Raw genomic sequence first — 25,907 nt, 5'->3', positions numbered from 1 at the left:
TTTAGAGCTGATACGACTGTTATTGATAAACCAACAAACAGAAACCCTAGATTACTCTATAAGTAATCTAGGGTTTTAAATTCAATAAAAAACATTAGTTATTCGTTTTACACTCGTTCTTTCTTCGATCTTATACGCAGAATACCTAGTAAGCCTAACCCCAACAAACCTAAAGTGGCAGGTTCTGATACTGGTGGTGTTGGATCTTCTGGGGGAGTTGGGGTATTAGTTAATATCGGTAATCCTCTTGCCTCATCAGAAAGGTGCAAGCGCATTTGTCCGATGTTTGCTAAGAAAGACTGTGCTTCAGATTGATCGTTAAACGACCACTGCACTTCAATTGAAGCAGTCACTTCCCATGCGTCACAAAATGTAGTTGTACAGCCATTGTCTAATACCCAATCATATGAAGTCGCATGCTTAACATAATTGCTACCAAGATCTTCACTACTACCATCCCAGTGAGTCATGAAGATAGTATCAGCATCATCAGGATCATCGTCAGTTTGTAGCTCAAACAATTCACTTCCTGTCTGAGTATTGTGGCTAAAGTTAATATCACCATGATGGTTATCTTCGTATGCATCAAATACATCAAACACTTCTGGTTCAGTTAACCCTTTACTCATTAGTGCATTTGCAAGTTCTGTACAATTAGAACTATCAAATGTATCGCCCTCATCATAATCACAACCATTTTCCCAAATCATACGACGAGCATGACCCGGTACTTCAAAAAATACATTTAACAAATAAGCACTGTTTGCATCACCATCGACTTCCCGTCCCATCTCCCAATGCAAATCATTAGTTTGATTAGTACCATAATCATAAATAGACTCATGATCGTTGTACCAAGTTAATGTATTTGTGCCGTTTGCATCCCCACCTAAATATTCTCCAGGCATTAATACACCATCAATAGTGGCTGTAAGCGGTGCCGCAGATGTATTTACACTAAATAAGGCTGCAGAAATGGCAGTTAGTAATGCACCGGATTTGATCGTTGACTTTAACATTAGTCATTCCTTTTGTTTGGTCACGTTCTCAATATTGCAACCACTGTGCCAAAACAAAAAGCAATTAAATATCAACAATATAAATACAGGCAATACAGAATGAGTAGTATTATGTAAAAAATCCAGACAATCAAACACAAATAACTGGTCAATAAACAGCCAAATGGAATTTCGGTACTCCCTTTACTCATAATTAAAAAATGGCTATTGATATGCGCAATTGATTTTCATGTTCAAACTGATTTCAAAATGAACAAAAAAAATGATTTTAAGGCCAATTTTTTTCAAACTAAATTTGATATGTAAAATTTACTGACACCAGTAAATAGATATATGCGAGAAGTAACCAGATTCAATTAGCTATTATTGATTTTGTTTAAATAGCACTCAATATGATTAATATGTTTATCATAAAGGCCCCAGCTTTTATATTGGCTTTCAATGTACTCAACAAAGCATTCTAGCGAGCGAAAGCTAGATAGCCGCTCCATTTTAAATAACGCTGCAACCGAGATCAGCAAAGCAAAATAGTCATGTTCGAATTTTGCAACTTCAGCAGGTTCCGGGTAGCGAAATGAGGGGCTATATTGGTTAAAACCGCGTTCTTGCCATGGCTGATCAACCCGCCGCATATTTGAAAAATCGATGAGCGTTGCCTGCCCATTAGCACCAAAGAGGATATTGCCTGGCTTTATATCGCCATGAACCAATCCTTGTTGATGAAAATAGTCCAAGGCATCAAAGGTAGATTCAATGTATGGACGAAGTTGTTCAATGTAACTAGGGGAGTTTTGATGAGCCAACAACCAATCCGATGCAGAGCTGCCAGAAAGATAGTTTGTTATCAATACACACTGGGTTCCATTGCGATAGAAAGTTACGCATTGGGGGATATCGACGTTTAAATGCCGCAGCCGATGCAGCCACTCCGCTTCCCGCTGAAGCACATAGGCATCTGCTAAGGTTTCGCCGTATTTTACCCGAAGCTGCCCAGGGGTAGCTTCAAGATTGTTGTTACATTTGTCAGATTCAACAAGCAAGCAACGCCGTCCAATCACTGAGCGAGCTCCAGCTGGTAGCTGGGCTTCGAGCCATGGAGGATAAGCGTTGTCTTGGCTGGCTCTATCTCTATTTAATCTGACTTTACTTGAACAATCTTTATTTGTTCTGGCTTTACTTAAGTTCTGCGTGCTTGCTCTAACCATGACTCTAAGCCTTCATGTTTAAAGCTTTTCAGGTAGCGCTAAACCTTGGAAAAACCTTGGAGAAAATGGCTGCTCCCGCCCGTTAGATTTCACCACAAGATCCACATAATGGTTATCAGCCAAGTACTGCCAAGCAAGGCTTTCCGTACCGACAATGCTACTACTCTGCATCTTATCTGCCACCCTAAACCAGCCCCACTCCCCTGTAAGTTTTTCACGCGTATCAGCACCGCTACCATCGGTGGTCACAATTGAAATATCATTGATACGATTGCTCACAATCGGCCAACTTTGTTTGCGCCATAACAATGGACCATTGTTGTATTCAAACAGCTTGTTGCCAGATTCTATTGAAAATCGGGTTAAGGCCGGCGACATACGATCCGCTTTTAGCAAAAACTCAAAGCCGATTTTGTCATCCGAAAAGATCCCTTGTTGTACCCGCTTAACTGTTTTCTCAAACGCTCGGTACTCCCTCGATACAATCATGTCTTGATGGGGAATAAACCCGCGAATAACCGTTTCACCAAAACCGCCAGCATCGAAATAATCATTGTACTTCTGGGTAAACCCATCAAATAACCCACCACGTTTAAAGAAATCTTCAAAGTCAGCCAAAGACGTGTCGAACATCGACTGCTTATCAAATGGATAGCGGCCTTTAAAACGCTTGTCATAAAAGCGGTAAATATCTCCCCACTCTTGATTGATAGCGCCGCGCGAGGCACTTAAGGCTAGCTCATTGATAGTTAACGCCTGTCCCCGCATTAAAATCGGCAAGATTGGATCATCATAATTGCTGGAAAGCTTGTACAAATACGCAATGGGGGTACTGGTATCAGCACTCTTTAACTGTTCAAGATAGTATTCACCACGACTTCTTGCTTCCTTAGCACTTTCAATCCACTCCAGCGATAACCTTAACTGCTTCAATGCCACCGCCAATTTACTTTGCCCCGTTTCACTTTCAGCCAATAGGTGGTGCAAATTAGAAAATGGTATCGCAATGGATTTAGCCACACGCTCAATGGTATCGCTACGCAGTGCGTTAGGATTCTCAGCTTGGTCTGTTTCCCCTTTATCGCTTGCCGCCGCGTTATCAATAAGGCGGGTATGAATATCAACCAATTGGTAAAGCTGTACCAATGGTGAATACAGAGGGTCGGTCGCAACTTCAAGCTGTATGGTACTTTCACCCCATGTGCTGACCTCAACCCAAAGTATATTGGCGGTTAGCGATTTCCAAAACTTCACGTAATCGCTTACGTAACGCTCTCGAAGCTGACGGTTAATCCGGTTCATCTCGGCTTCGCCGCTGATCCGCCCCATCACCCCCTCATAGGCTTGGGTTGCCTCTGAGGCCAACTGCAAGCCAGTTTCGTTGGTGAGCTCTTCAAAGCCTTCACGAGTAAAGACATACGGCACTAAGTAACCGCTGAAATCGTCAGTAAACTGGAAGACTGATTCATAAGCTGGCGATAGTTTTTTTCGTAAATCGACCCGGCGTGAAAAATTAGGGTGCTGCAAAATATGCTGGTACAGCAGTTCGCTCATATCATTTAATGACAGCGATGAGCGTACTAGCGCCAGTAGTTCTTGGTCCGACTCGGGTGGTACAGCCCCGCTGTTTAGCACATCCATTGCCAATAATTCGAAGCGTTCGAGTAGGTCGGCATCCCCTTCCCCTTCTTCTTTCAGCGCGGCAATATAGTAGTTAATTAGCGAGCTGACATCATGGCGGTCTGGGTTGTAGAGCAGCTGATGATAGTTGAGCAACTCTAAAGTTTTCACTTTGTCATCAAGCGAGTTATAGACGAACATATCTTTTAATATATAGTCCCTCATGATCGTCAATAGCACCGAGTTCAACTCTTGATAGTAGGCAGTTTTGACATAGGTTTTTATGCTTGAATCAGGCAGCCAATGAGACAAGTCATACCAAGCCGTTTCCTCACCATGATAGAGCTGATTAATCGCCCTTAACTCAGATAAACTAAATACGGGTGAAGAGAGGTCGTCAGGCACAATCACATCGTTACTCAAATTTTGCTTGTACCTTTCCAGCATCGCCAGTGCCTGATTATCCACTTGTTGTTGCTGGTCGTAGTGGGTTTTCAGCACCAAGCCAAAGCCACAGAACAGCAAGGCTAAACTGCCCAGGATTGCCACCCGTGAACAGCGATAGCGCCACTCTTTGGTTGGATGTACCCCAACCAGATCCGCTTCTTTTACAATACAGTCTCTAAATAGCTTTTTAATGAACAAGCTCAAGCTTGTTTCTACATTCGGGCTGGCTGTTAACGCCTCCATCCCCAACTCGGCGGCATTGATAAACGTTAATAAATCAGCCTTGGTATTCTCTCCGCCAGCATTGAGGAAAAAGTAGCCCCTGAAGTGCAACGAAATATCATCGAACTGGTGATGATTGAACGTAGAAGCAAGGAAATCCTCGACATCAAAACGCAGTGCCGATAACTGAAAAATGCCCGAGACAGAGGACTCTCGATATTCATCACTGAGTTGCTGCTGCAAAGACTCGCTCATCGTGATTGATAGTCGCTGCAACAAATCATCGAATGAAGCGTCAAACCAGCCTTTATCGTACCCTTTACCCTGTATCGCTGGCACTAAGGCGCCAAAAGGTTGCTCACGTTCGATTTCGTTCAGTGTCGAAAAAATCTCGCAACAGTCTTTAACCCCTGCCAACTGGGTAAATAAGCAATAGGTTGGCAAAGACAGCCCCGTTCGCTGGTTAAAGTCCGCTAAATAACTTCGATACTTAAGGCTTAGCTCATTGGCAGTTAGCTCATCGCTTTGCACCAAGGCTGCTAGATTTACCGCGCACAAAACCCCGTTGAGCGCCTGTCGCTCACGCTTTTTCATCAGTAAGGCAAACAACGTGTCGATGCTATCGTTCACCAACGCTTGTGGGTGGCTTAAATCAATGGCGATTAGCACGGCATTTTCCGCCGCCCAGAAATGAACGGGACAGATAGTATCCGAGGGCATTTCCGCTGTTTCGACCATCTCGAAGCCCAGCTGGCGCAGCAACGTGGTGTCTTGCTCGATGTTATTGGTTAAGTGAAGGTACCAAGGTAAATGATACGGGTTGGCACTCGATGCTAACTGCTTCTTCCAAATCACCGCAAAGCGATTTTTGATCAGCTGGGCGAGTCGTTGCTGCTGTACGATTTTTTCTTCGTCTACTACAGGCTTTGGCCGGCGCAACAAATAATATACCCCCCAAGCAACCAACCCAGCTTCCATCAGCAAGGCGATCACCTGAGCTGCAAGCAGCCATGAAGGCGTAACGGTATACCAATCAAATAGCCATAGCACCAAGCATGTTAAGCCGACGGTGACTAATGCTAGCAAACAAGAAATAATAATAGCTTTGCTCTTTCCCATCACATTACCTATCAACGCTTCTCGCTAAAAATGAAGGCATCTTTGATCCCTTGTTGATTAGCGGTCGCAAGAGTTTGAATTGCAGCGTCCCTGTTGCTGCCAATACTCAGAAGTCGGTACTTACCCTGCCACTCATCAACAGAGGTATTGGGAATGGCTTGGCTGTAGCGAGCTTGGAATTTTTCGACATTTTGCCTGGTGTTAAAAGTGGCGAGCTGAACAAACCAGACTTGGCCGCTCGCTGGCTGGTTTTGGTTATTTGTTGGCATTACCACCGATGGCTTTGATGCTGGTGTGGCTGCAAAGGAGGCGTTGATATCGGCAGGCATGCTGGTATAAACGTATTCGTTGTCTTGGCTGCTTTCTACACGGTAGATGCTATCGGTAAAGTCGGTCAAATTGACAAACGGGGCGGCCTTTATTGGGGCCGAATTTTGGTACCAGTACTGTAATCCTCCCCACGTGCCTAGGGTAAGCAAAGCAAACAGCAGCACAAAGCGACCTGTTTTCAGCGGCCTTCGTGGTTTCTGCTGCTTTAATGGTTGCTCAATTTCGACTAATACCTGAGCGATGCGGTCCGATTGTTTATACATCCGCTGCTTTGCAAAAACCGCTTCTTCCAAGCGCTTTAAAATCGTTGTGAATTGCTCCCTGCCTTCAACTCGATAGCGCCCTTTGAAGCCGACTTTGAGCAAGATATAAATGAGCTCCAGCATATCGACCAACAACACAGGCTGCAGCAATGCCCTTTCTGCAACGATGTAAAACTGCTCGCCGCCGTTTTTGATGCCAAAAAGCTCGCTGACTAACGTTTGGTTTTCCCAGCCAGCTGCCTCCCCCCAGGTCGAGTGAACAATTTGCTCATCTAGCATTGCAGCAAATAAGAAACAGGTTTTATCTGCCACTGATGGTGGGTATTCAAGCTTGGCTATATCGTATTTCAGCTCGGTGATCGCCTGCTTGATACCGGCACGAAAGGTAAATAAATCCTCTGGGCACTGCATCCGCTTGACTGTGACCGACAAAGAAAGCAGTCTCTTGCTTACATTTAGTAGTCGATTTTCAAACGGCTGGCTCGCTTGCTGAGCCAGTGTATATCGGGCTTTATTTTTTAATAAGCTTGAATGCGATAAGGGGATCCCCTGCCTCGCTTGCCCATCCGCAGCAGGCTTACCCTCTGTTCGCGTAGCGACGGCAACCGTTTCTTCATCAAACAAATCACTCATAATCTACCCCAATGCATACAGTTTGAGGCTCAATTCAGGAATACGGCTATCGATATGGAGCGCGATAGGCTCCCGGTTCGTTTTAAGTTGTTGCCAATAATCGTGAGAGACATCGACTTCAAAATACGCCACATCCGCTTGTGCTTTTAACTCTGTCGGAGCGACGGGGAGAGCATGGACACTCACCCCTGATTGACCATTTCTCACCAACTCTACTATTTGGCTCAAACCACTTAAGGTACAACAGCTTGGGAATGTGTTGGCGAGTTCAGCCGTGCCTATCGATGATTGCACCGATAAGACAAACCGCTTACCGTCCAATTGGTGGATATTAGGTAGAGAAAGCCTGAGCAAACGGCGCTTGCTAAACAGGGCTTTATCCCAATCAAACTCGGTGACGTTGTCACTCTGCACCATGGATAGCTTGTCACGAAGTTCTGTAAACAAACCAGCAAAGACACTGGCTAAATGATCACGCGCCAAGGACTTCGGCTCTGCTGCCATCACGGGCGTGAAACTGTCTAGCTCAGCAGAATAGGCAATCAGGCCTTCATACAATTCTTCGATGCGGGTCTCTGGGTGTTCCAACTTGATATGTAACCAAGGTAGCCAACGGTTCAAGGTTTGCAGCCATAGGAATTCACGCATCAAGCTCAACTCACTTTTGGCTTTTTGCCCAGCCCCAATACGTTCAACCACATCTTTGGCCCGTACCTGGCTCAAGATATACAGCTCTTTTAATCGCTCCTTGAGTAGCAATGAGGCACCATATTGCAGGCAGGTAGGGATAAAGCTCTTATCAAGCAATACCTCACCGTCATCCTTGCGCTCTAAAATGCGGGCGATAGGGATTAACGCCAAACCCGTCACGTCTTCGCCTTCAATCACAAGGCGGACATTCGGCTCTGCCAATTGCGCTTCTATGGCGCTCTGGCCTGCATCGCTCACATCGAATAAATTGTTATTCGAAACTGCGTAGCGACGCAGTTCAATCACCTCACCATATTCATTTTCACCATCAACTGACAATGGCAGCGCAAGGTATACCTTTTGGTTTAAGGTACCTTCCGGCACTTCAAGTAACAGCTCTTTGGCACTGTTAAACAAGGTGCCGTCGGGAAAAATCCCGCTACAGTTAGCCACCCCAAACTTTCCTAGCTTGAGGTAATTGGGCTCCACATCCAGCGTCGAAACCCCGTAGCACTGACCGCCCGCTGTCAAAGAAACGTATTTTTGAACATACTGACTGGTGTGGCGATCTTGCTGTTGAAAGTGTTGTGGGGCAATAAACATGCCCTCTTTCCATACAACTTTATTTTGACGTTTCAAAAGTTCTACTCCTTAGAACACATTCCACCAGGCATCCTCAACCGGTTGCGATATTTCAACCTTGTTGCTGGTGATACGAATGATCAGCGGATAATCTTCAGGCTCTTCGACAATGGCGGTATACGCCTTAGGTGCCGCCGATTCATAGTCGGCAAATTCCGCAAGTACCGCGATAAACTTGGCCTGCTGCTGAATTTCTAATTGAAAAGTGCGCTGCTCCCCTGGGATCACTGGTGCAACCGTTGTTGAATCCACCAGCGAATCAGCCAATACGCTCTTATCTGACTCATAGAGGGTAATAAAGTCCGATTTTTGAAAGTTACCCGTATCGACCAATTGATATAGGCGAATAATCACCGGGCGAGACTGACCATCATCAAAGGTATTAATATCTTCTGAGGCCGCGAGGTTAACAGAAATATCCATTGCCGGGACAAACGCCGTATTGTCATTACTGCTACAGCCTAATAATAAACTGCTTATTACCCCTATTGCGCTATATATTAATGCGCCTCTATTTATGAATGGTCTACGTTTCATCACTTTTTCTCACTTAGTTCTTCAAACAAAATGGATGAAAACAAACGGTAGAAATCACGACGTTCATGTTTGCGCTGAAATTGCTTTTTATAAAGTGCCCAATATTTTTTATCTTTGTTTCCCCACCCAGTGATGTAATCGTCATATTCATCTTCAAGCTGTGCTGGGTTTAGATGTTCAAGAAAGCGCTCCAATGTCGCTTCTATTGATGCAACCAACCGCTCTCTGTCAATAGAGGCAGAAAGGCTTCGCTCTTGTTGTTCGATAATGGCATTTAAACGGTTTAAACTGTCACGCAATTCATCGGCGTGCTCGTTGTCAGCAATGGTTAGCGCTTGCGAACTGGGTAAGATAGGCTCTGCATCTTCTTCAAGCATCACCACATGATCAGATTGTGCTTGCTTTGACTCTGTTTGCCACTCTTCTTCGTCATCGAAAGGGTCATAGCCAAATACATCGTCAGCTAAAACATCCTCACTGGAAAAAGGCGCGGTTTGTTTTTTGGCCTCAATATCATCCTTTAGTTTTACATGGCTATTTATCGCCAGTGCTATATCTTGAAAATCTTCATCAACACGGCTGAAATTAAACGCAGAGGTGGACGCTTCAGGGTTGTTAAATACTGCATCCGGCTTGTCTTTGCGACTATGACTATTTTCACCACTATCACTATTAAAGAGCGCGTCAATATCACTGACTAATAACGTATATCCGCCTAGCTTTATCTTATCGCCATCAGATATTTTTTGGTTTACTCCTTTACCTTGTAGCACATCATTTACCAATAGACCATTAATACTTCGGTCAATAACTTGATACCCACCTAGAGGATGCGGTCGTATTTCGGCATGGATCCTTGATAATGTGCGGTTGAAATCAGGTAACTGAATAGTGCATTCATAAGAGCGCCCCAATGTGCCGCCACTGGCAGGTAGTGATACCTGACGACTATCCACTTGCTCATTGTCTGGAATATCGATTAATTGGAAGCTAATAGTCATGACATTATTCCCTCATTATTCACTTGCACTGTTCCATGGCAAGGTTAAAGCGATTCAAAAAGCCTGGGGTCTCGGCCAAAAAGGCTTTTGAAAAGTGCACCATCAAATCTTGTTTCTTGGTTCTAATTTTCTTGAAATAATCACGGGGAATATCGGCTTTCTCCATCGCCTCTTCAAACACCAATTCATACTCATAAGCAACATCCAACTCGCCTTGCCACAGCATCTGCAATAGCGCATCGGCATCCCTTGGTTTTTTGATTACGTTATATCCCTCTCTCTTTAATGATAACCATTTATTTGTATTGTACTTAACGCCATATCGTAAACTGTACTTCGACGTCTCGTCGTTGAGGTCTTCCCTAACCCCTGGGCTGACAAACCACGCAAGGTTTTCAGACACTATCGGGTGTGACGGTTGGGCGTATGACGCCCGCTTGGCATTGGCCGAGCCAGAAAAAAAGCCTGCGACTTTCCCTGTTTCAACCAACAACTGCGCCTTATCCCAACGCATCATTCGAATTTCATAAGGCTGGCCCATTTGCCTGAACGTGCATTTCACCCGCTGTACTGCCACACCGCCAATCGTCCCGTTTTCATCAACCGTTTGATAGGGTGACCAATTTTGGGTCGCCAATACCACCCGCTCTACAGCCAGCGCTGTAGAGCAAGTGAATAACATCAGCAATGCAGTGATTCCCTTCAACATGCGTGTTCGTTCCTATTAATGAATGTCCAGTGCCAACTCACCTGAGACACTGTCTGCACTTACCGTTACCTGTTCGATCGGCAATCCCTCACTGAGCCGCTGGATACATTCGACGGCTAATTTAGGCATCAGAGAACGGTTAATTATTTGCTCGATAGCACGGCCACCAGTGGTTGGGTCGGTATTGCGAGAGACGACAAAATCAATGAACGCCTGATCCCAAGTAAAGCTCGCCGCATATTTTTCGTGAATTTTTTTGCCGATTCTTTGAAGGCTGATCTCGGTTATCTTGCCCAACTCCTCTGCATTGAGCGGGTAATAAGGCACGATTGTCGTCCTTCCTAGGAAAGCTGGCTTAAAGAAATGCTGGAGCGCTGGTCGAATATCTTCAACCAAATCTTCCGTCTCCGGCCGCTCATCGCTCTGGGCGCATATATCACAAATCGCCTGATCAGCCGCGTTGGACGTCATAATGATAATGGTGTGCTTGAAGTCGATAACCCGGCCTTCACTGTCTTTGATATAGCCCTTATCAAACACCTGGTAGAACAAATCATGTACGCCTGGGTGAGCTTTCTCCATTTCATCAAGTAACAGCACCGAGTAAGGGTTGCGGCGTATGGCTTCGGTTAATACTCCGCCTTCACCATAACCGACATAGCCAGCAGGCGAACCAAGCAACATTGAAACCTTATGCTCTTCCTTAAATTCCGTCATGTTGATGACGTTAAGGTTGTTGTCGCCGCCAAACACCTCATCAGCCAGCGCCATCGCTGTTTCGGTTTTACCGACGCCACTTGGGCCACACATCAAAAAGACGCCGACCGGTTTGCGGCTATCGGTAAGCCCGGCACGTGAAATGCGGATACTTTTCGCCAGCTCGCTAATGGCGGTTTTTTGGCCGATTACGCGTTGATGAAGGGCATTTTCTAGCGAGAGCAGTTCGGCTACTTCCTCTTTCACCATGCTGCCCGCCGGAATGCCTGTCCACGCCGAAATCACTTCCGCGATGACTTGCTTATCCACCATCGCGAACACCAAAGGCTCTTCAGCCTGCAATGTGCCGAGCTCCGTTAGCTTATCTTGCAGTGCTGCTTGGCTTTGCGACACATCGCTATCGGCCTGATGATCGGCCTCAATGGTTTCGGTTAACTGGGTTATTTCAGCTACCAAGGCTTTTTCATGCTCCCACTTCGCCATCAAGCCCTGAAGCTCAGCCTGTTTCTCGGCAAGGCTGTCACGTAGTCCGGCCCTGTTCTCGGCCTGCTCAACAAGCACAGTATCTTCAACGGCATACGCGTCCAGCTCGTTGTTCAAGTAGCGTATTTGCTGCTCAAGGTATTCGATGCGCTCAGGCTTGGCGCCCTGGGTTAATGCGATGCGCGCACAAGCCGTATCTAACAAGCTAATTGCTTTATCTGGGAGCTGGCGTGAAGGCAAGTAACGAACCGAAAGCGACACCGCCGCTTCAAGGGCATCTTCACGAATAAAGACGCCATGATGCTGGCGAAGAGACACTGCCACACCACGCAGCATCTGCAATGCATCCTCTGTACTTGGCTCTTCAACCTTCACCACTTGGAAGCGTCGGGTCAACGCCGGATCTTTTTCGAAATACTTTTTATATTCCGCCCAGGTTGTCGCCGCAATCGAACGGAATTCACCACGGGCCAGTGCCGGTTTAAGCAAGTTTGCCGCGTCGTTTTGCCCCGCAGCCCCACCAGCGCCAATCAAGGTATGCGCCTCATCAATAAACACGATAATGGGGGTTTCTGAGCTTTTGACTTCATTGATGACATCTTTAAGGCGATTTTCAAACTCACCTTTAATGCTCGCCCCTGCTTGCAATAAACCCAAATCTAGCGAGCGGATCTCAACACCTTGTAACACCGGCGGCACTTCACCACTAACAACACGTAGCGCAAGTCCTTCAACCACTGCTGTTTTGCCGACACCCGGCTCACCCACCATGATTGGGTTGTTCTGGCGCTTACGGCAAAGAATATCGATGGCATAACGTACCTCACTGTTGCGGCCTGAGATTGGGTCTATCTGCCCGTCTCTTGCCTGCTGGGTAAGGTTCACCGTGTATTTGTCCAAAGCACCACCCGCGACGGCCTCGCCCAGAGCTGTTTGAGTGGCTGCATGACCAGAGCCAGTTGCGGCTGAAGGTGCGCCTGTAGCCAGTTGGGTAATTTGCGAAGACAGTGCTTCCAGCGATAAATCTTTTAGGCTTTCTAACGCGAGTCGTTTCACCCCGAAATTGTCGGCCTGTTGGAGCACCAACAACAAATGCAGACTCGTTATCTGGTGATGACCATAGTTTACCGAAGCTTGTAACCAAGCCTCTTCCATTAGCTCACTTATACCACGGCTAATGGTTGGCTGGCCATTCGAACCTTTGACCAAGCGCTCAATGCGTATTGTCAGCTCATTAACAACGGCATTCGCATCAATATTCTGTCGTTTCAGGCAAGCGGTAAGATGCGCGTCTTTTGCCGCGAGTAATTGCACCAACCAATGCTCAACTTCAATGGCTGGCACCGTCTGTGACATCGCGGCGGCGGCAGATTCTTCCAACGTTGCTTTGAGCTCTGGCGTGAGTTTCCCTACTAGGTTGCCCAGTTTTACCTGTGTCATACATTATTCTCCGGCAATAATAAAATTTTCCGATAGCGGCTGCTCTTTCTTTCTGGAGCAAGGCAATTTGCTTCGCCAAGACGTACGCTGCTATTACCGCTAGAGAGCACTGGCGAGTCGATATATTCGCGTTTCACATAGAGGTAGAGCTTTGGATCACTGCTTTCCCTAAGGTAAGCGCGCACCAATTGCTTCATGGCATTTGCCATATGGGTATTTTTTAAAAGATTCAGATACTCATCTTTGTTTCTTGGGGTGATGAATATTTCCAGTGACTTGAAAGCCTGCTCACCCTTAGCTCCCAGCACCACACCCTTACCTAATTGATGATTTTGGCCTTTATCCCAGCCAATTTTGGTTTGATGCGCAGAGCGGATCCGGTACAACGCCGATGGCAAGACTTGAGGGGAGATATCTAACGAGAAGTAGTCACACAACAAACGCTTTAGCCCAGACAAGCTGCGGCTTTTATTGGCCAGTGCCAAGCCATAACGAAGAAAGCTGGCATCATGATGATGAGGGGGCAGCGCGAACATGCTGGCCAAGGCTGAACGTTGGGTTAAACGAGCGGCATTGGATGAAGAAGCGACGTCTTTTTCATCCCGCAGTAGTAAGCTGCCGGCCTGCTCAACACTCGCCAGCAATTCGTAGTAGAGAGAATTAAAAACCCCCAGAAACTGCTCCAGTGCCTGATCATCCTGATGGAGGCTATTGAGCATCTCTGCATACAGGTAATCTGGGATCACCCCTTTGCAACCCGACAATGCTTCAAGCCCCAAGCGAAGTTTTATCTGATCGTTGGCTTTTTCTAATCCGGTCACTTCAGAGGGCATCCCCTTCGGCATGGGATCGGATGCCATCTTGATAGAAGACGGGTTTGGGTTAACACCATCTTGTTGAGCTAACTGATTTAAAATCCGCACAGCTTGGATAAATTCAAATTGCTCTGGTTGGGCATACAGATGACTAGCTACAGACATATCTGGCTCCCGTGGCATTTATCAAACTGAATACCCGGTTCGTCACTGCCAAAACGCTCGACGCTGACTTGAATAAAGCGGTCAAAACTACAAAACTGCTGGAAATAGACATTCAGGACTTCGCTTACAACCGCGAACTCAGAATCAAGTAGCTCATTGTCCAGCAGCAGCGTAACTTCTGTACCGGATGAAAAAATACTCTGGCGACCAATGGTGACGGGGGCAACTAAGTGGTTGTACGACACCTTCTTGATAGAATCTGCGACATTACAATGAATACTATGACTGCATAAACGAATCGCGTCTTGCAGCGCCCTTGTTGGATCCTCAGTTTGGATCAGGCCAGAGAAATTGGCATTGATTAAGGCAATAAAGCGCCAACTCAAGTTGTTTTCTAATGCCGGATACTGCGGTGCCGTCGGTGTTTTTAGCACCCGAAGAGTCCCCGGTAGATCGATCGCAGCCAGTAACTCGGCCTCACTATGACTTGGGATCAAACAAGGCAGCCGCCCATTACACACACTGAGCAATAACGACAACACCACATCCCCTTTATCAGCGTTGAGTTGATCATCGCTGATCGCAATATCCATCAACCTCCGCCCCTTTTCATCCCAATGCTGGCGAACTTGCCACTTGGGACTTTGCTCATCTAGCCAGTACCCCCCCTCATAAATTGGCATAAGTGGCTTATCGCCTGTCGGCAACACCTCGCTTACCGCATCCACTGATACCACAGCCAACTCGCTGTCCATTTGTACATCCGCGATCACCGGCATCGATAACTTGGTGAAGCCGTACCGGATTGGCTCGCCGTGCTGCTGGTACAGGTTTATTGCAGGTACGGTATTTAGCGCAAACACCTGCTTGGTAAACAGGCGAAGATACTCTGTAGGTAGTTGCTGGACGAAAAAATTAAGGGTGACTTTATTGGTAGAAAAGCGCATCAGCTCTTTGCCTAAATCTTCAATCCTCAAATAGGCGGCTTTATCCGGAAAGGCAAAGTAGTCCCGAAGCTGGTCAAACCCACTCAAGTGGTTACCGTATTGCGGCAACCAATTGAATCCCGGCTCTGCAATGCGCGAGCGGAAGCGTTTGACGTCGACGGAGACCTGATGCCCCGAGTCATCAGTCAATGAAAGTGCTTCGGTATTTAACAACAATAAATCAATCAGCCCTTTTGAGCTGTTTTCAAAACCGCGAACATAAAAATCAAAGTGATGCAGGGTCAATTGCGAAAACAAAATCGCCGGGTCATCACAAGCCAAAGTGACCTGAATGACAGTGTCAGCGCGTCGTAGCGAGACCGGGGTCGGAAAATTAAACGGTGCGGAGGTCGCTGTGATATCTTCAATCGCAAACGGCATGATTTGAAGGTCATCGACCGAAGTAAAAATACATTCCGTTTGATTAGCCATCGCCGTCATTTCAGCCCCTTTGGGCAAAGTAACGGGCTCACTCCCCGCATCGCCTTCAAGGCTTAAACAAAACGGTGCGTAGCTCGGAATAATTTGCAAATAACCAGGATAAAGCACGTTAAACAGATCTTGCAGCACTTCTGGGAACTGCTCATCCATGCGCTTTTCTGTTTTTGCAGTCAGCAAAGCTACCGCATCGATTAAACGGCTAATATTGGGGTCTTCCTGGCCACTTTGGTTCAGCCGCATCGACGCGGCATGATCAGGAAACTGGCTGCCAAAGCCTTCCAGCGCACGCCGGACATAAGCCAGCTCTCTTTCGTAATAGCTTAATAGTTGATCAGACAACTTCCTGCCCCTCCATTTTCGCGGTTTGACTAGACAGGCTGATGCTGGAATCAAACAAGAAGACGTGTTCACCATTGCGAACATTGACCCGTGCCATCAAGGAAAACTTCATGACATTTTTACTTGGGTCTGTTTCGTTCACGACAACACTCACCTCACTCAACCGGGGTTCAAAGGTACTTACCCACTTTTCAAGAGAACGGGAAAATTGGTCTTTATTGACCTGGCTACTGACGCTATAAGCCGCATCCAGGCCAAAGCAGAAATTGGATAATTGCACCTCTTTAAACTGCTTCGGCAAGGTACGCATTGGGGCTTCCGAGTTCAGTAACGCAGTCAGTTGATAACGGATAGACTCCAGCAGGGCTTCATCACTGCTGATAACCCGCCCACTTTCAGTATCACGCTGGGCAATAAATGTTCCCCAAAAGCTCATCATGCACCTCCTACTGCTTGGCCACTGGCCTCAATACCCAAGTCCGTAGAAATGAGCACTTCACCACAGGCATTATCAAACTGGTATTGAGGCTGAACGAGCACATCACAGGTGTAGCGTCCGAGTTGGCCTTCAATCTCCCGTACCTCCACTCGCCCCTTGCTCAAGGGGTATTTTGCCAATGTGGTTTCGTCGGCATCGGATAAGTTGCTGGCATATTTATCCAGCCAGCCATTAAGGAAATTTTCACATTCTTGCGCGGTCTGGAAGTTGCCCATCATTCCCCTGATTTGCACCTTGAGGTAATGGGCAATCCGGCAAATCATCAGCGTGGTTTGGATCTGCCCCATCACGGCTTCAGCGTCGTCTTTGCCGTGGTTCCAAATCGAGGCGTTCCCCCGAAAGAAATACTTATCCGTCGTGAGGCTGTGACATAGGGGGATAAAGCCGCTGTCGGCGTAAAACCCGCCCATCTCGGTGATAAAGCGAATATCCGGTGACGGCTGGTGTGTCGCAGTTGTCCCGCTACCACTGGTCGGTAAATTGACTAAAGAGCCACAGTATTTGTCTTGCCAGCGAGACTTCATGAAGCCAAACCAGTTAATTCGGTTAAATTCTCGTATGGCAATAGAAGCAAAAAGAAAGGCAGAGTTCCCCAACAAGCCTTGTACCGCCCCTCCTTGCCCAGACATACCTTGCCCCGACACACTAGCCCCAGACGCACTAGGCCCAGAGACATTAGAGTTAGCATCTTGGTACTCGGTAAACACCACTTGCCTTGCTGAGTGGTTGGAATAAGGGCGGCGTAAACATACATTGGGGAGTGTTAAGCCGATAAAGCGCGAAATAGATAGGCTTCGTAGCCGCTGCCAAGAGATAAACTCCGGCCCTTCTAAAATCTTATTGACCCGTGCCGTATCTGATAGCCAGTCGGCACCAGACTCACCAAAAAAATCATCGGCAGGGGAAGTAATAAACGGGCACAAACATAAATCGCCCATTTGAGCTAATAGCTCCAAGGTATATAAATCATCAAAGTCTGTTTCAAAGTTCATCGACACTTTGTGATCGACAACGATCATGCCGTAGGGTTGGCCTCCTGATGTATTTAACTCTCTATTTCCAATCAAGTTATATAGTGAAGTGCGTTTTAATGAGACCGCAGTGTTAAGCTCGTAAGAGAGCCCATCCCACGATAAATCCAGCAACTTCACTTTTATTTTTTGGTAGTTAACGGGTAGAGAGACCAATGTCTCTACCCCTCTCCAACTGGACTCCAATTGGGTAAATTCAGGATGATGGATCAACGCAGATAGCTGCTCAGATACCGCCCGGTCAATTTCAGCAATCAAACGATTGACCGATGCCCTCAGCGCCTGCGGGCTCTCGAGCATTCCCTCGTCAAATTGCGCCAACAACGATAAGGCATCTTTCAGGTACGCCTTGTCTTTGCTGTCTAGCTGATTAAGCTGCTGTTGCAGTTCTGCGCCAATCATCCTGATAGCACCCCTTTCGTCCGTTAATTACTGATCCCAATTAGGCTATGTGTATAAACAGAATTGCTTACGAACACCTTGCTTAGCCTGGGATCTTGGCAACCATACGTACCGATGTTGTTAACTCTTCCATCTGTAGCCAAGGGCGTAGATGGGCAACCGCAGAGTAAGCACCCGGACGGCCCGGCTGTTCAACTACCTGGATCTGAGACTCACACAACGGCGTTTTCGAGCGCTCAGCATTGCCCACCGCTCCCGAGTTGGTGTATTGGTCAATCCACGTTTGTAGCTGCTTCTGGATGTCATTGGCCTCAAGATTAGAGCCCAACATGTCACGCCCCATTACCTTCAGATAATGGGCAATTCGGCTACTCGCCATAATGTATGAGAGGCGGGCTGAGATTGCCGCATTGCTTGTCGCATCAGGGTCGGCATAGGTCTTCGGTTTCTGTGCCGTCTGGCTACCGATAAATACGCCGTAGTTAGCGTTTTTATAGTGAACCAAAGGCAGCATGCCGAGATCGCTCAGCTCTTTTTCACGCTCATCGGTTAAGTTAACTTCGATAGGACATTGCTGTTGCAGATCACCCGCTTCCGACTTGAATGTCAGGTTAGGCAAGTTCTCGACCTTACCACCGTTATCCAAGCCACGGATTGCGGTACACCAGCCGAATGCGGTATGAGATTGGGTCATTTTCAGACCAAGTTCATAGGCAGCGTTCGACCAAACCAATTGCGAGTTATCAATCGGTTTAGGGTTACCGTCACTGTCTGTCGCCAGCTCTTCATATTCAAAAGCATTCGTCGAGCTGCCCTTGCCACCATACGGCAAGCGAGCTAGGGTCTGTGGCAGTGTCAGAACGACATAGCGCGAGTCATCACTTTCACGGAACGCATTCCATGACGCATAGGCCGGTGAATCAAACCCAGCCGCGACTGGCTTACCTTCATTGAAGGTCTCGAAGCTATCTAGCTCGAACATCTGCGGGTTAGCTGCCGATACAAATGGCGCATGGCTGGCTGCGGCGGTTTCGCCCATATAGCGCAGCAAGGCGACATCTTCATCCTTATGGCTAAAGGTGTAGTCACCAATCAACGCACCGTAGGGTTCACCACCTGCAGTACCGAACTCTTTCTGGTAAAGCGCGTCAAACAACGGGCTGCGATCAACAGCTGGCGCATCTTCGAACTGGTCTAGCAGCTCTTCTTTACTGAAATCCACCAACTTAATCTTGAGCGACTGGCCCGTGTCACTTTCCCGCACCAGCTTGTTCAAACCACGCCAAGAACCTTCCAAACGCTGGAAGTCATCTTGCTGCATGATGGCCGAGAGTTGCTTCGACATTTGCTTGTCGATTTCGGCAATCGCATTTTCGATGGTCTTAGTCAGGTTCTTATCCCATGTCACTGTACCGCTGAGCGCTTGCTCTGCCAGCACCGAAAACAGTTCCTTGGTGGTGTCCGCCGGTGTTTGCGTGGTTGCAGAAATCGCCCTATCTAGCAGGCTTACCGAACCAGCTTCGGCTTCTGCCCCTGCTTGTGTTTCTAACTCTGCACTCATGACTCTTCCCCTTTTGTCTCAATACCCAACTCACTGGATAGTGCATTGATTTGATCTGCGCTTTGCAGCACCTCCTTGAGTAGCTTCTCTAAATCACGAGAGCGATCAGCTTTCGAAAGCAATGTTTTTAGCTGCTGACGGGTTTCAGCGAGCTTTTTCAACGGATCTACCTGTTCGATTAATGCGTCCGGCTCGAAGTCTTTCATTGAAGAGAAAGACAAAGCAGCTTCAAACTGACTGTCATCATCGGCAAGCGTGTTATCGACTTTTAGCTTCAGCTCCGGGCCGACACGATTTAACACCGTATCGAAGTTATCCTTGTCGATTTGATAGAACGTGCGATCTTCAAGTTCTTCACGATCCTCTTTATGGGCAGAGAAATCGCCAATTACGCCTACAACAAACGGCAACTCTTTGGTTTCAACAGCACCATTTGTTTCAACATCATAAGTAATGCTAACGCGGTTCTTACTCACGCGTTTATGCTGGGAATTTAAGGCCACGTGGTATCTCCTTCCAATCTAATTAGCTTGCTTTTGACTCTAACTTGCCTGTTGTACAGTCAAACTTGACGGTATCGCCTTTCTCGATTTTGCCGGCATCGTTTTCTTGGTAGTACACCTTGGTTAACGTGGTATAAGTCAGACTAAAGTCCTCGGCTGGCAGGTTGCCGTCAGAACCACTGATGTTGTAGCCGGCAATACGTGCCTTCTCTAACGTCATGACCAAATACGGATCGGCGCCTGCACCGTCACGAGATGGTTTGGTCATTAGAATTTCAACCGTTTTACCTTCGGCACCCGGTGCGAAAAGGAAGGTCGTTAAATGTGGCGAAGCACCATCTGAGATTCGTGAGATATTAATGGCATCAAGAGAAACCATCCCTTTATCAGCATTGTTTGCGTTACCCACATCAACAGTGACGCCACGGTTTGCCCCCCAGCTCATGGTGTCGAGCGCAAAAAAGCCTTTTTTGCCACCAATATCACCAATGGTTGCTGCACCTTTAATATCATTCAGTCCGTCGATTCGCATAAAAATAGAAGCCATTTCTTATCCCTCTTTCTTGACCATGGTCATGCATTAAAAATTAAAGATTTGATTACCATTCAATCTCGGACAAACCACCGCTTGGGGTGTTGTCGTTTGCCGTTACTGAACTTTGGGTTGGTTCCTCAAGTGGCATCGAAACAGCGGATGACGCTTGAACTTCGCTTGTTGCAGCATCAACGTTGCTCGGGCTATTCACGCCACTGTGCACATTCATGCTTGTTGCTGTATCCACAGGCACAAGTTCCGCCTGATGGTCGGCACTTTCCAGCCCGGCCAGTTGTTGGATCCTTTGGTTAACCGATCCCTGCTCACCCACCAGCTCCTGAAGCAAATCAGGCAATGACATGCCCCCCCAGCGAATTGCCCGTTTTAACAATAAGTAGATAGGGCTATGGGGTTCCGTTTGCTGGAAGTAATCTGCGATTTTTTGTAGCTCCGCCAAGGCATGATCCCGCGATGCCAATGCGTTGGCATTGACGGCAACTGGCTGAGCTGCTGGCTGTATATCAAGTTGGGCTGTTTGTTGTAAGTTGGGTGTATTTCCTCCCTTTAGGTTTTCACCAAGCCTTTCACCAGAATCAGCCCGGACAGCTGGCGCAGGCACACCTGTCTCGGTATTCGTTTGTTCTGGTTGTGACTCTGCCGGTTCTGGATCAAGTGGCCAGCGTGAAAACTGATCACCGACGAGGTATTGCATCGCATTGATCAAACGCTCAATACTTTCTTTGGCAAAACGAAAGCTCACGCCCGTCGTCCCGGCAGCAATACACTTCTCGCCAATGGCCTTTTCCAATGACTGCATCGCATCATGCACCTGACCTAGGGCGATGATTTTCGTATTGAGCTCGGCCTGCTCTGAGCTAAAAAAGCCAACGGCCTTTTGTTGGAGCTCTGCCAGACTACCGGCCTTTTCCGCAGCAAAGAAACTGCCGTAATCAATGTCACCAACCAGCGGTAGCATTTGCAGCGGCATATAAAGCAAGCCACTTTCGGCAGTATCACCCACCAGTTGCAACAGAGGTTTAACCCGATGCTCGGCCACTTCTTTGGCCTGCTCTTGTTCACTTTCTCCCTTGCGCTTTTTCTCGGGCAATATCGGCTGCAGGCTATCCCAATGCTGATTAACGACTTGCTCGAAAGTCAGTAAGGCAATGGCTAGGTTGCTGATTGGCTCTGCGGTAAACAGCTGGGCAACCGTGTACCAAGAGAAAATCTCGACATCTTTGGAGTGTTCTGACAAACAACTTCGGCAATCCGCAGCGAGTTGATTCCAGTTGTCGCTGTTGGCATTTACCGCTTCTACATCCTCTAGCGCGTCTGGTGTTTCGATAAGCTGGCGGAACGATGACTGTGCAATATTGAACGCATTACGGTACGAGCGATATAAAGCACGGTTATCCTTGAGGTACTCCCCGCCCGGCTGCTCTGGCGAAATTGGCTGAAGTAATTCATCGAACATAAATCTAAATTCCTTTTCTGACGCTAGACGCTAGCTCTAACGCTTCAAAACGCTAGTGCTCTGCAAACCAATTGGCTGCGGTACCCGTGACACCCGGCTTACGTTGGAACGCGGTAAAGTTCCCCCATACAAAGCTCGACAAATGATTGATTGCCCACGCCTGTGCCGCCCCTGAATCCTGGTTTGCCGCGGTTGACGGATCATAAGGGCCACAACGGATCACCAATGGGGTCGTGCCGTTCTCGTAAACGTTATGCTCGACTTTTTTGCCTGTTACGCGCTTATCGAGCAGTCGCAAATTATTGCTCAGCAGCTTCGAGAGAATATTGGTGGCCAGTAAGACCTTCTCATCACCCAGCGCCATACTGCGGCACATCACGATGGCCGTTCTTAACTTGTTACCGACATTGCCCTTTTTGGCCCCCGGTACGGTGATGACGCAGTTAGGGTCGTTCCAAACAAAGCGGTCACTACCATTAATCTTGGCGAGACGGGAAAGGTTGTAGAAGGCATGGCCATAGCTTTTGCCACGCGCCATTTGCGCCACATTGAGCTGCAATTCAACAATGTGAGGGATAGTCCGTTTTTCAGGCGGGCGGTTAGTCACTTTGCCCGTGAATTCAATGTAAACCTCAAGGAAAAACTTCACATCCTTGTACTGGTCATCAATCCCCTTGGTCCAAAGATCTTTCACCGCAGGCGATTGTTTATCTTTGATATTTTGGTAGTTCGGGGTGGTGTATATGTAATTTCTGAATGCCATCATCTGTGCAATGGTGCTGAACACTATGGTTGCACGAGCAATGTCCTTAACCTCCAGCGGAGTCTTCACCCCGGAAGTTTGATCCGTACTCGGATCATCCCAAATAGTAATGCCGCATTTTTCTGCGATACGCTCACGGGTTTTCAGCGGACCGCGAGAATACTTAATCGGCTTACCGCTTTCATTTTTAACGTTCCTGGTCAGATCCAGCATGAACTTATGAAGCTCCTTGTTGGCAACCTTGGCTTGCTCAACCAGTTCTTCAATCTGCTCACGTTTGTGGTAGGTACTCCAAAACGTGGTTTGCGAAATAATGTCTCCACGGGTGTAAGTCGGCATAGCTCTCTCCACTAAGCTTTTCGTTCCAAATTAACCACCAATCTGTACCGTCGGGGCACCTACTACGATTGAACCGCCATGGGCTGTGGTATCGCCCATTCTTGCTGCTGGCATGTTACTGATGAGCACAGTTGCACTGCCTTTGGTAATACTGTCTGGTGGGCCGACGCACGTAACCGTGTCGCCCATTTTGGCTGCTGGCATATAGCAAATCAGCACCGTTGCCGCTCCCGGCCCAACAATGGGGCCGCCTACATGCGGGATTGGCGGCGTGCCTGGTGTTTGCATCGGGCAAGTATGCATGTCCATTAGTCTTGCAGCGCTTGGCATGATGCTTCTCCTTGCTCTGCACTCCCTTTGCCACCATTGGCAATATCAAAGGCAGCCTTAAACACGGCTTGGTAAAACGGCTTATGGCCTTGCCATTCCGGCAGTACCGCAGCGGTATTCACAGCACCGGCGACTGCTTTGGCATAAAGGTGTTCAACGGGCATAACGACGGGGTTGTCTGCGGGGGCAATACTGCCCGTCCCGCTCCAGAACACAGCCAGCCCCAACCATTTCGGTGCCCGATCATCGGCCAGTGAGGCTAGTTGTTGCTCTATTTCCCGGCGTGCCCGTTCATTTGGCTCTCGCACCCAGAGTGTGCAAGCTTCAATAAGTTGAGCCTCGATTGCCGTCCACGCTTGCTGGCGCAACTTTAACGCTTGGATACACCACCATATGGCCTCTCGCATTGGTAAGGCATGGGCATAAAAGTTGGCGAGCTCAATGAAGTAACCTTCCTCTTTCAGTTGATTCACCAATGCTAATGGCGCAGCATCCGGGTTAATGGACGCCATCACCTCAGGCGAGAAATCACAATGGGCCAAAATGGGCGCGGCGCTGTTGTACGGTATTTTTTTCATCATCAGTTCACCATCACAATCCCGCCTTTAACGGCTGTTTGCCCACTCGAGCTCACTTCAGTCTTGGCCGTGCCTTTCACTGTTGCGCCGACATCCCCTTGCAACGTAGCATTCAACCCTTTTACCGTTACGCTACTGGTCGCCTTCGCCGTGAGGCTGCTGTTCGCCTGCAGCGACATCGAACTGCCCGCCTTGGCACTTAACGAACCATCCGATGACAAACTCACCGAGCTACCCGATTGGCTGATACTGCCACCGTCGATAGCCACTTTAGAGTCACCCGCGATCGAAACCTGGCTGCTAGATAACTCTATCTTGCTGCTGCTCATCACAATTTTGCTGTCGCCCACTTTCAAGGTCAGCGAATCAGACCCTGTAATGGTGATGGATTTGGCTTGAGCCGTGATTGCTTCATCGGCCTTCAAGCCATAGTTCTTGTTGGACGTAACGGTAATGCCTTCCTTGGCAGTGAGGGAAAATGCTTGCTCAACACTTTGGGCAATATTTTTGGTTACGGTCAGTTTCATCTCGCCACCCACCGTTTCTTGATGGTCATTCACCACTTCGCTGGTGAAATCCTTGGCGGCATGTAGATAAACCGCTTCGTTGTCTTTCTTATCATCGAAACGTAATTCGTTAGACTCCCCGGTAAGCTTGGTTTTGATCCCGCTCTGGGTGGTGTTCGCGGTAGGGTAAGGTGGTTTGTTGCCACTGTTATACACGCTCGATACCACAACAGGCTGGTCTGGATCGCCATTGATAAAACTCACCAACACTTCCTGCCCCGCCCTTGGCAAAAACTGGGCGCCATAACTACCACCAGCCATTCCTTGGGCCACCCGTACCCAGCAACTGGTTTTATCGCCGGTTTCACTGTCCCAATGAAATTTGATCCTCACCCTGCCTAATGCATCATTGGCGGGTTCGCCTTCTTTGCTGCCCGCCACAACGGCAGACTGAAGGCCGTGCAGCACCGGTTTCGTTTTCATCTCGGGGTAAAAATCTTGATCGTCGGGAATACAGGTAAAATCAGCTTGTACGCTGAACCCATTGGCATCGTTACTGGCAAAGGTGTAGCTCAGCTCAGACACTAGATAATTGCCCTCCTCGCCGCTTTGGCTATGCGATGCCAGTGCAATGTAATGGCCAACGCAAACATCAGCCGACGTTGTTTTGGCATAAACACAGTGGTAGTCAGAGTCCAGCTGGGCACGTTGTACATCGGCCAGCGAGGAAGCTAAGTCCGTGTAAGCCCCAGTAAGACTAGCTGCCGGGTAGCGGTAATCCGTAAGCTTGGTATTGCCCGATACCGTGTACTTCGTCTTTTTCGCCTTGCTGGTAATTAACTTGGATTGGTTATAGTCATAGCCCGTTATTTCAAGCGAGGCACTGTGGAAAGCATGCTCGCGCTGCCAGCTATCGATAATGTCATTATCGCCAGTGGGGGCCGACGCATAATCCAACTTGACAGAATCGTCCTTCGAGAAAGCATTCGAGGCTTGTTGCAGGTAGAGCGTGCCTGCATTCTTATCTTTGCCGTAATAAAAATGCACCCCTTCTTCTGCCAGCAAGCGTGTCACAAAATCAAAATCAGACTCATTGAACTGCACGCAATACTCGCGCTTGGTTGACGGCATGCTCTTGACGCTGTAGCTGCCTTTGAAGCCCAGCTCATCAAAAATAGAGGTGACAATCGCCTGAGTTGTTTGGGCTTGAAAAACGCGGCACTGACGTGAATAACGCAATAGATAGATCCAAGGTTTGACGGTCAATGTAATACCGAAATAGCTTGAATCAATCCGCTGTGATTGCGCCTGTGCTTTAACCACCACCCCCTGGAACTCACGAAGACTCGTGCGGCTCTCGCCTAGCACATTGTAGACATTACAGCTTAGCGACTCCCCCACCCAAGCAGATGGCTCTGACTTAGATACCAAGACATCAACGCTCCATTGGTATTCGCCACTGAGAGATTCTTTCACCGTAAGGTCAGAAGCAACAAACTCCTTGTTGCTGGCGTCCTTGATCACGAGGAAACTGCTTTGCGCATCCAGTAATTCATTCATCGT

21 protein-coding genes are annotated in these 25,907 nt (G+C 47.8%); all 21 read right to left on the bottom strand.

Features of this window, described 5'->3' with window-relative positions:
• Positions 1-107: 107 nt before the first annotated feature.
• Entirely contained in the window at positions 108-1,019 is a 912-nt protein-coding gene (locus tag C9I98_RS05600) for a PEP-CTERM sorting domain-containing protein (protein WP_036817893.1), read from the bottom strand.
• A 356-nt stretch (positions 1,020-1,375) separates the two neighbouring features.
• On the bottom strand, positions 1,376-2,224 hold the full coding sequence (locus C9I98_RS05595; RefSeq protein ID WP_107271686.1) for a protein kinase domain-containing protein: 849 nt from the start codon (positions 2,222-2,224) through the stop codon (positions 1,376-1,378).
• A gap of 18 nt (positions 2,225-2,242) precedes the next feature.
• Complete coding sequence (gene tssM, locus C9I98_RS05590) at positions 2,243-5,632, bottom strand: type VI secretion system membrane subunit TssM (protein WP_245907092.1); 3,390 nt, start codon at positions 5,630-5,632, stop codon at positions 2,243-2,245.
• Between the two features lie 11 nt (positions 5,633-5,643).
• Positions 5,644-6,858, bottom strand: a complete 1,215-nt coding sequence (gene icmH / locus C9I98_RS05585; protein ID WP_036818996.1) for a type IVB secretion system protein IcmH/DotU — start codon at positions 6,856-6,858, stop codon at positions 5,644-5,646.
• A 3-nt stretch (positions 6,859-6,861) separates the two neighbouring features.
• Positions 6,862-8,187 (bottom strand): type VI secretion system baseplate subunit TssK, encoded by a 1,326-nt coding sequence (gene tssK, locus C9I98_RS05580; protein ID WP_036818998.1) that lies wholly within the window; start codon positions 8,185-8,187, stop codon positions 6,862-6,864.
• Positions 8,188-8,199: 12 nt separating this feature from the next.
• Positions 8,200-8,727: a type VI secretion system lipoprotein TssJ gene (tssJ, locus tag C9I98_RS05575; protein WP_036819000.1), complete on the bottom strand. Its 528-nt coding sequence runs from the start codon at positions 8,725-8,727 to the stop codon at positions 8,200-8,202.
• Entirely contained in the window at positions 8,727-9,728 is a 1,002-nt protein-coding gene (locus C9I98_RS05570) for an FHA domain-containing protein (RefSeq protein ID WP_036819003.1), read from the bottom strand. The genes tssJ and C9I98_RS05570 overlap by 1 nt, the downstream gene beginning before the upstream one ends.
• A 19-nt stretch (positions 9,729-9,747) precedes the next feature.
• A complete protein-coding gene (locus tag C9I98_RS05565) occupies positions 9,748-10,437 on the bottom strand; it encodes a substrate-binding periplasmic protein (RefSeq protein ID WP_051902015.1) in 690 nt (229 codons plus the stop codon).
• Between the two features lie 15 nt (positions 10,438-10,452).
• Positions 10,453-13,077, bottom strand: coding sequence for a type VI secretion system ATPase TssH (gene tssH, locus C9I98_RS05560; protein WP_107271684.1), 2,625 nt, complete (start codon positions 13,075-13,077; stop codon positions 10,453-10,455).
• On the bottom strand, positions 13,074-14,057 hold the full coding sequence (locus C9I98_RS05555) for a type VI secretion system baseplate subunit TssG (RefSeq protein WP_036817815.1): 984 nt from the start codon (positions 14,055-14,057) through the stop codon (positions 13,074-13,076). The genes tssH and C9I98_RS05555 overlap by 4 nt, the downstream gene beginning before the upstream one ends.
• Positions 14,048-15,823 carry a type VI secretion system baseplate subunit TssF gene (gene tssF / locus C9I98_RS05550; protein ID WP_036817817.1) on the bottom strand — a complete coding sequence of 592 codons (1,776 nt, stop codon included), beginning with the start codon at positions 15,821-15,823 and terminating at the stop codon, positions 14,048-14,050. The genes C9I98_RS05555 and tssF overlap by 10 nt, the downstream gene beginning before the upstream one ends.
• Positions 15,816-16,259, bottom strand: a complete 444-nt coding sequence (gene tssE / locus C9I98_RS05545) for a type VI secretion system baseplate subunit TssE (protein WP_036817819.1) — start codon at positions 16,257-16,259, stop codon at positions 15,816-15,818. The genes tssF and tssE overlap by 8 nt, the downstream gene beginning before the upstream one ends.
• Complete coding sequence (locus tag C9I98_RS05540; protein ID WP_036817820.1) at positions 16,259-17,755, bottom strand: type VI secretion system contractile sheath domain-containing protein; 1,497 nt, start codon at positions 17,753-17,755, stop codon at positions 16,259-16,261. Before C9I98_RS05540 ends, tssE begins: the two co-directional genes overlap by 1 nt.
• An 82-nt stretch (positions 17,756-17,837) precedes the next feature.
• Entirely contained in the window at positions 17,838-19,316 is a 1,479-nt protein-coding gene (tssC, locus tag C9I98_RS05535; RefSeq protein ID WP_036817821.1) for a type VI secretion system contractile sheath large subunit, read from the bottom strand.
• Positions 19,313-19,819, bottom strand: a complete 507-nt coding sequence (gene tssB / locus C9I98_RS05530) for a type VI secretion system contractile sheath small subunit (protein ID WP_036817822.1) — start codon at positions 19,817-19,819, stop codon at positions 19,313-19,315. The genes tssC and tssB overlap by 4 nt, the downstream gene beginning before the upstream one ends.
• A gap of 22 nt (positions 19,820-19,841) precedes the next feature.
• Positions 19,842-20,366 (bottom strand): type VI secretion system tube protein Hcp, encoded by a 525-nt coding sequence (locus C9I98_RS05525; RefSeq protein WP_036817823.1) that lies wholly within the window; start codon positions 20,364-20,366, stop codon positions 19,842-19,844.
• A 52-nt stretch (positions 20,367-20,418) separates the two neighbouring features.
• The gene (locus tag C9I98_RS05520; protein ID WP_107271683.1) at positions 20,419-21,828 is read right to left on the bottom strand and encodes a type VI secretion system protein TssA; all 1,410 of its coding nucleotides are present in this window, start codon (positions 21,826-21,828) and stop codon (positions 20,419-20,421) included.
• A gap of 52 nt (positions 21,829-21,880) precedes the next feature.
• Positions 21,881-22,930 (bottom strand): hypothetical protein, encoded by a 1,050-nt coding sequence (locus C9I98_RS05515; protein ID WP_107271682.1) that lies wholly within the window; start codon positions 22,928-22,930, stop codon positions 21,881-21,883.
• 30 nt (positions 22,931-22,960) lie between these two features.
• On the bottom strand, positions 22,961-23,260 hold the full coding sequence (locus C9I98_RS05510; protein WP_036828439.1) for a PAAR domain-containing protein: 300 nt from the start codon (positions 23,258-23,260) through the stop codon (positions 22,961-22,963).
• The gene (locus C9I98_RS05505; protein ID WP_036828440.1) at positions 23,239-23,841 is read right to left on the bottom strand and encodes a DUF6931 family protein; all 603 of its coding nucleotides are present in this window, start codon (positions 23,839-23,841) and stop codon (positions 23,239-23,241) included. The genes C9I98_RS05510 and C9I98_RS05505 overlap by 22 nt, the downstream gene beginning before the upstream one ends.
• The gene (locus tag C9I98_RS05500) at positions 23,841-25,904 is read right to left on the bottom strand and encodes a type VI secretion system Vgr family protein (RefSeq protein WP_107271681.1); all 2,064 of its coding nucleotides are present in this window, start codon (positions 25,902-25,904) and stop codon (positions 23,841-23,843) included. The genes C9I98_RS05505 and C9I98_RS05500 overlap by 1 nt, the downstream gene beginning before the upstream one ends.
• Positions 25,905-25,907 lie beyond the last annotated feature (3 nt).

This window comes from Photobacterium sanctipauli (assembly GCF_003026495.1).
GTDB classification, from domain to species: Bacteria; Pseudomonadota; Gammaproteobacteria; order Enterobacterales; family Vibrionaceae; genus Photobacterium; species Photobacterium sanctipauli.
This window is presented reverse-complemented; position numbering and strand designations above follow the sequence as displayed.

Coding starts and splice junctions, on each gene's coding strand:
- C9I98_RS05565 (WP_051902015.1), bottom strand. CDS start 10,437: ATGTTGAAGGGAATCACTGCATTGCTGATGTTATTCACTTGCTCTACA.
- C9I98_RS05505 (WP_036828440.1), bottom strand. CDS start 23,841: ATGATGAAAAAAATACCGTACAACAGCGCCGCGCCCATTTTGGCCCAT.
- tssC (WP_036817821.1), bottom strand. CDS start 19,316: ATGAGTGCAGAGTTAGAAACACAAGCAGGGGCAGAAGCCGAAGCTGGT.
- C9I98_RS05525 (WP_036817823.1), bottom strand. CDS start 20,366: ATGGCTTCTATTTTTATGCGAATCGACGGACTGAATGATATTAAAGGT.
- C9I98_RS05520 (WP_107271683.1), bottom strand. CDS start 21,828: ATGTTCGATGAATTACTTCAGCCAATTTCGCCAGAGCAGCCGGGCGGG.
- tssH (WP_107271684.1), bottom strand. CDS start 13,077: ATGACACAGGTAAAACTGGGCAACCTAGTAGGGAAACTCACGCCAGAG.
- C9I98_RS05500 (WP_107271681.1), bottom strand. CDS start 25,904: ATGAATGAATTACTGGATGCGCAAAGCAGTTTCCTCGTGATCAAGGAC.
- C9I98_RS05510 (WP_036828439.1), bottom strand. CDS start 23,260: ATGCCAAGCGCTGCAAGACTAATGGACATGCATACTTGCCCGATGCAA.
- tssM (WP_245907092.1), bottom strand. CDS start 5,632: ATGGGAAAGAGCAAAGCTATTATTATTTCTTGTTTGCTAGCATTAGTC.
- C9I98_RS05515 (WP_107271682.1), bottom strand. CDS start 22,930: ATGCCGACTTACACCCGTGGAGACATTATTTCGCAAACCACGTTTTGG.
- C9I98_RS05600 (WP_036817893.1), bottom strand. CDS start 1,019: ATGTTAAAGTCAACGATCAAATCCGGTGCATTACTAACTGCCATTTCT.
- C9I98_RS05570 (WP_036819003.1), bottom strand. CDS start 9,728: ATGACTATTAGCTTCCAATTAATCGATATTCCAGACAATGAGCAAGTG.
- tssJ (WP_036819000.1), bottom strand. CDS start 8,727: ATGAAACGTAGACCATTCATAAATAGAGGCGCATTAATATATAGCGCA.
- C9I98_RS05555 (WP_036817815.1), bottom strand. CDS start 14,057: ATGTCTGTAGCTAGTCATCTGTATGCCCAACCAGAGCAATTTGAATTT.
- C9I98_RS05595 (WP_107271686.1), bottom strand. CDS start 2,224: ATGGTTAGAGCAAGCACGCAGAACTTAAGTAAAGCCAGAACAAATAAA.
- tssE (WP_036817819.1), bottom strand. CDS start 16,259: ATGAGCTTTTGGGGAACATTTATTGCCCAGCGTGATACTGAAAGTGGG.
- C9I98_RS05540 (WP_036817820.1), bottom strand. CDS start 17,755: ATGATTGGCGCAGAACTGCAACAGCAGCTTAATCAGCTAGACAGCAAA.
- icmH (WP_036818996.1), bottom strand. CDS start 6,858: ATGAGTGATTTGTTTGATGAAGAAACGGTTGCCGTCGCTACGCGAACA.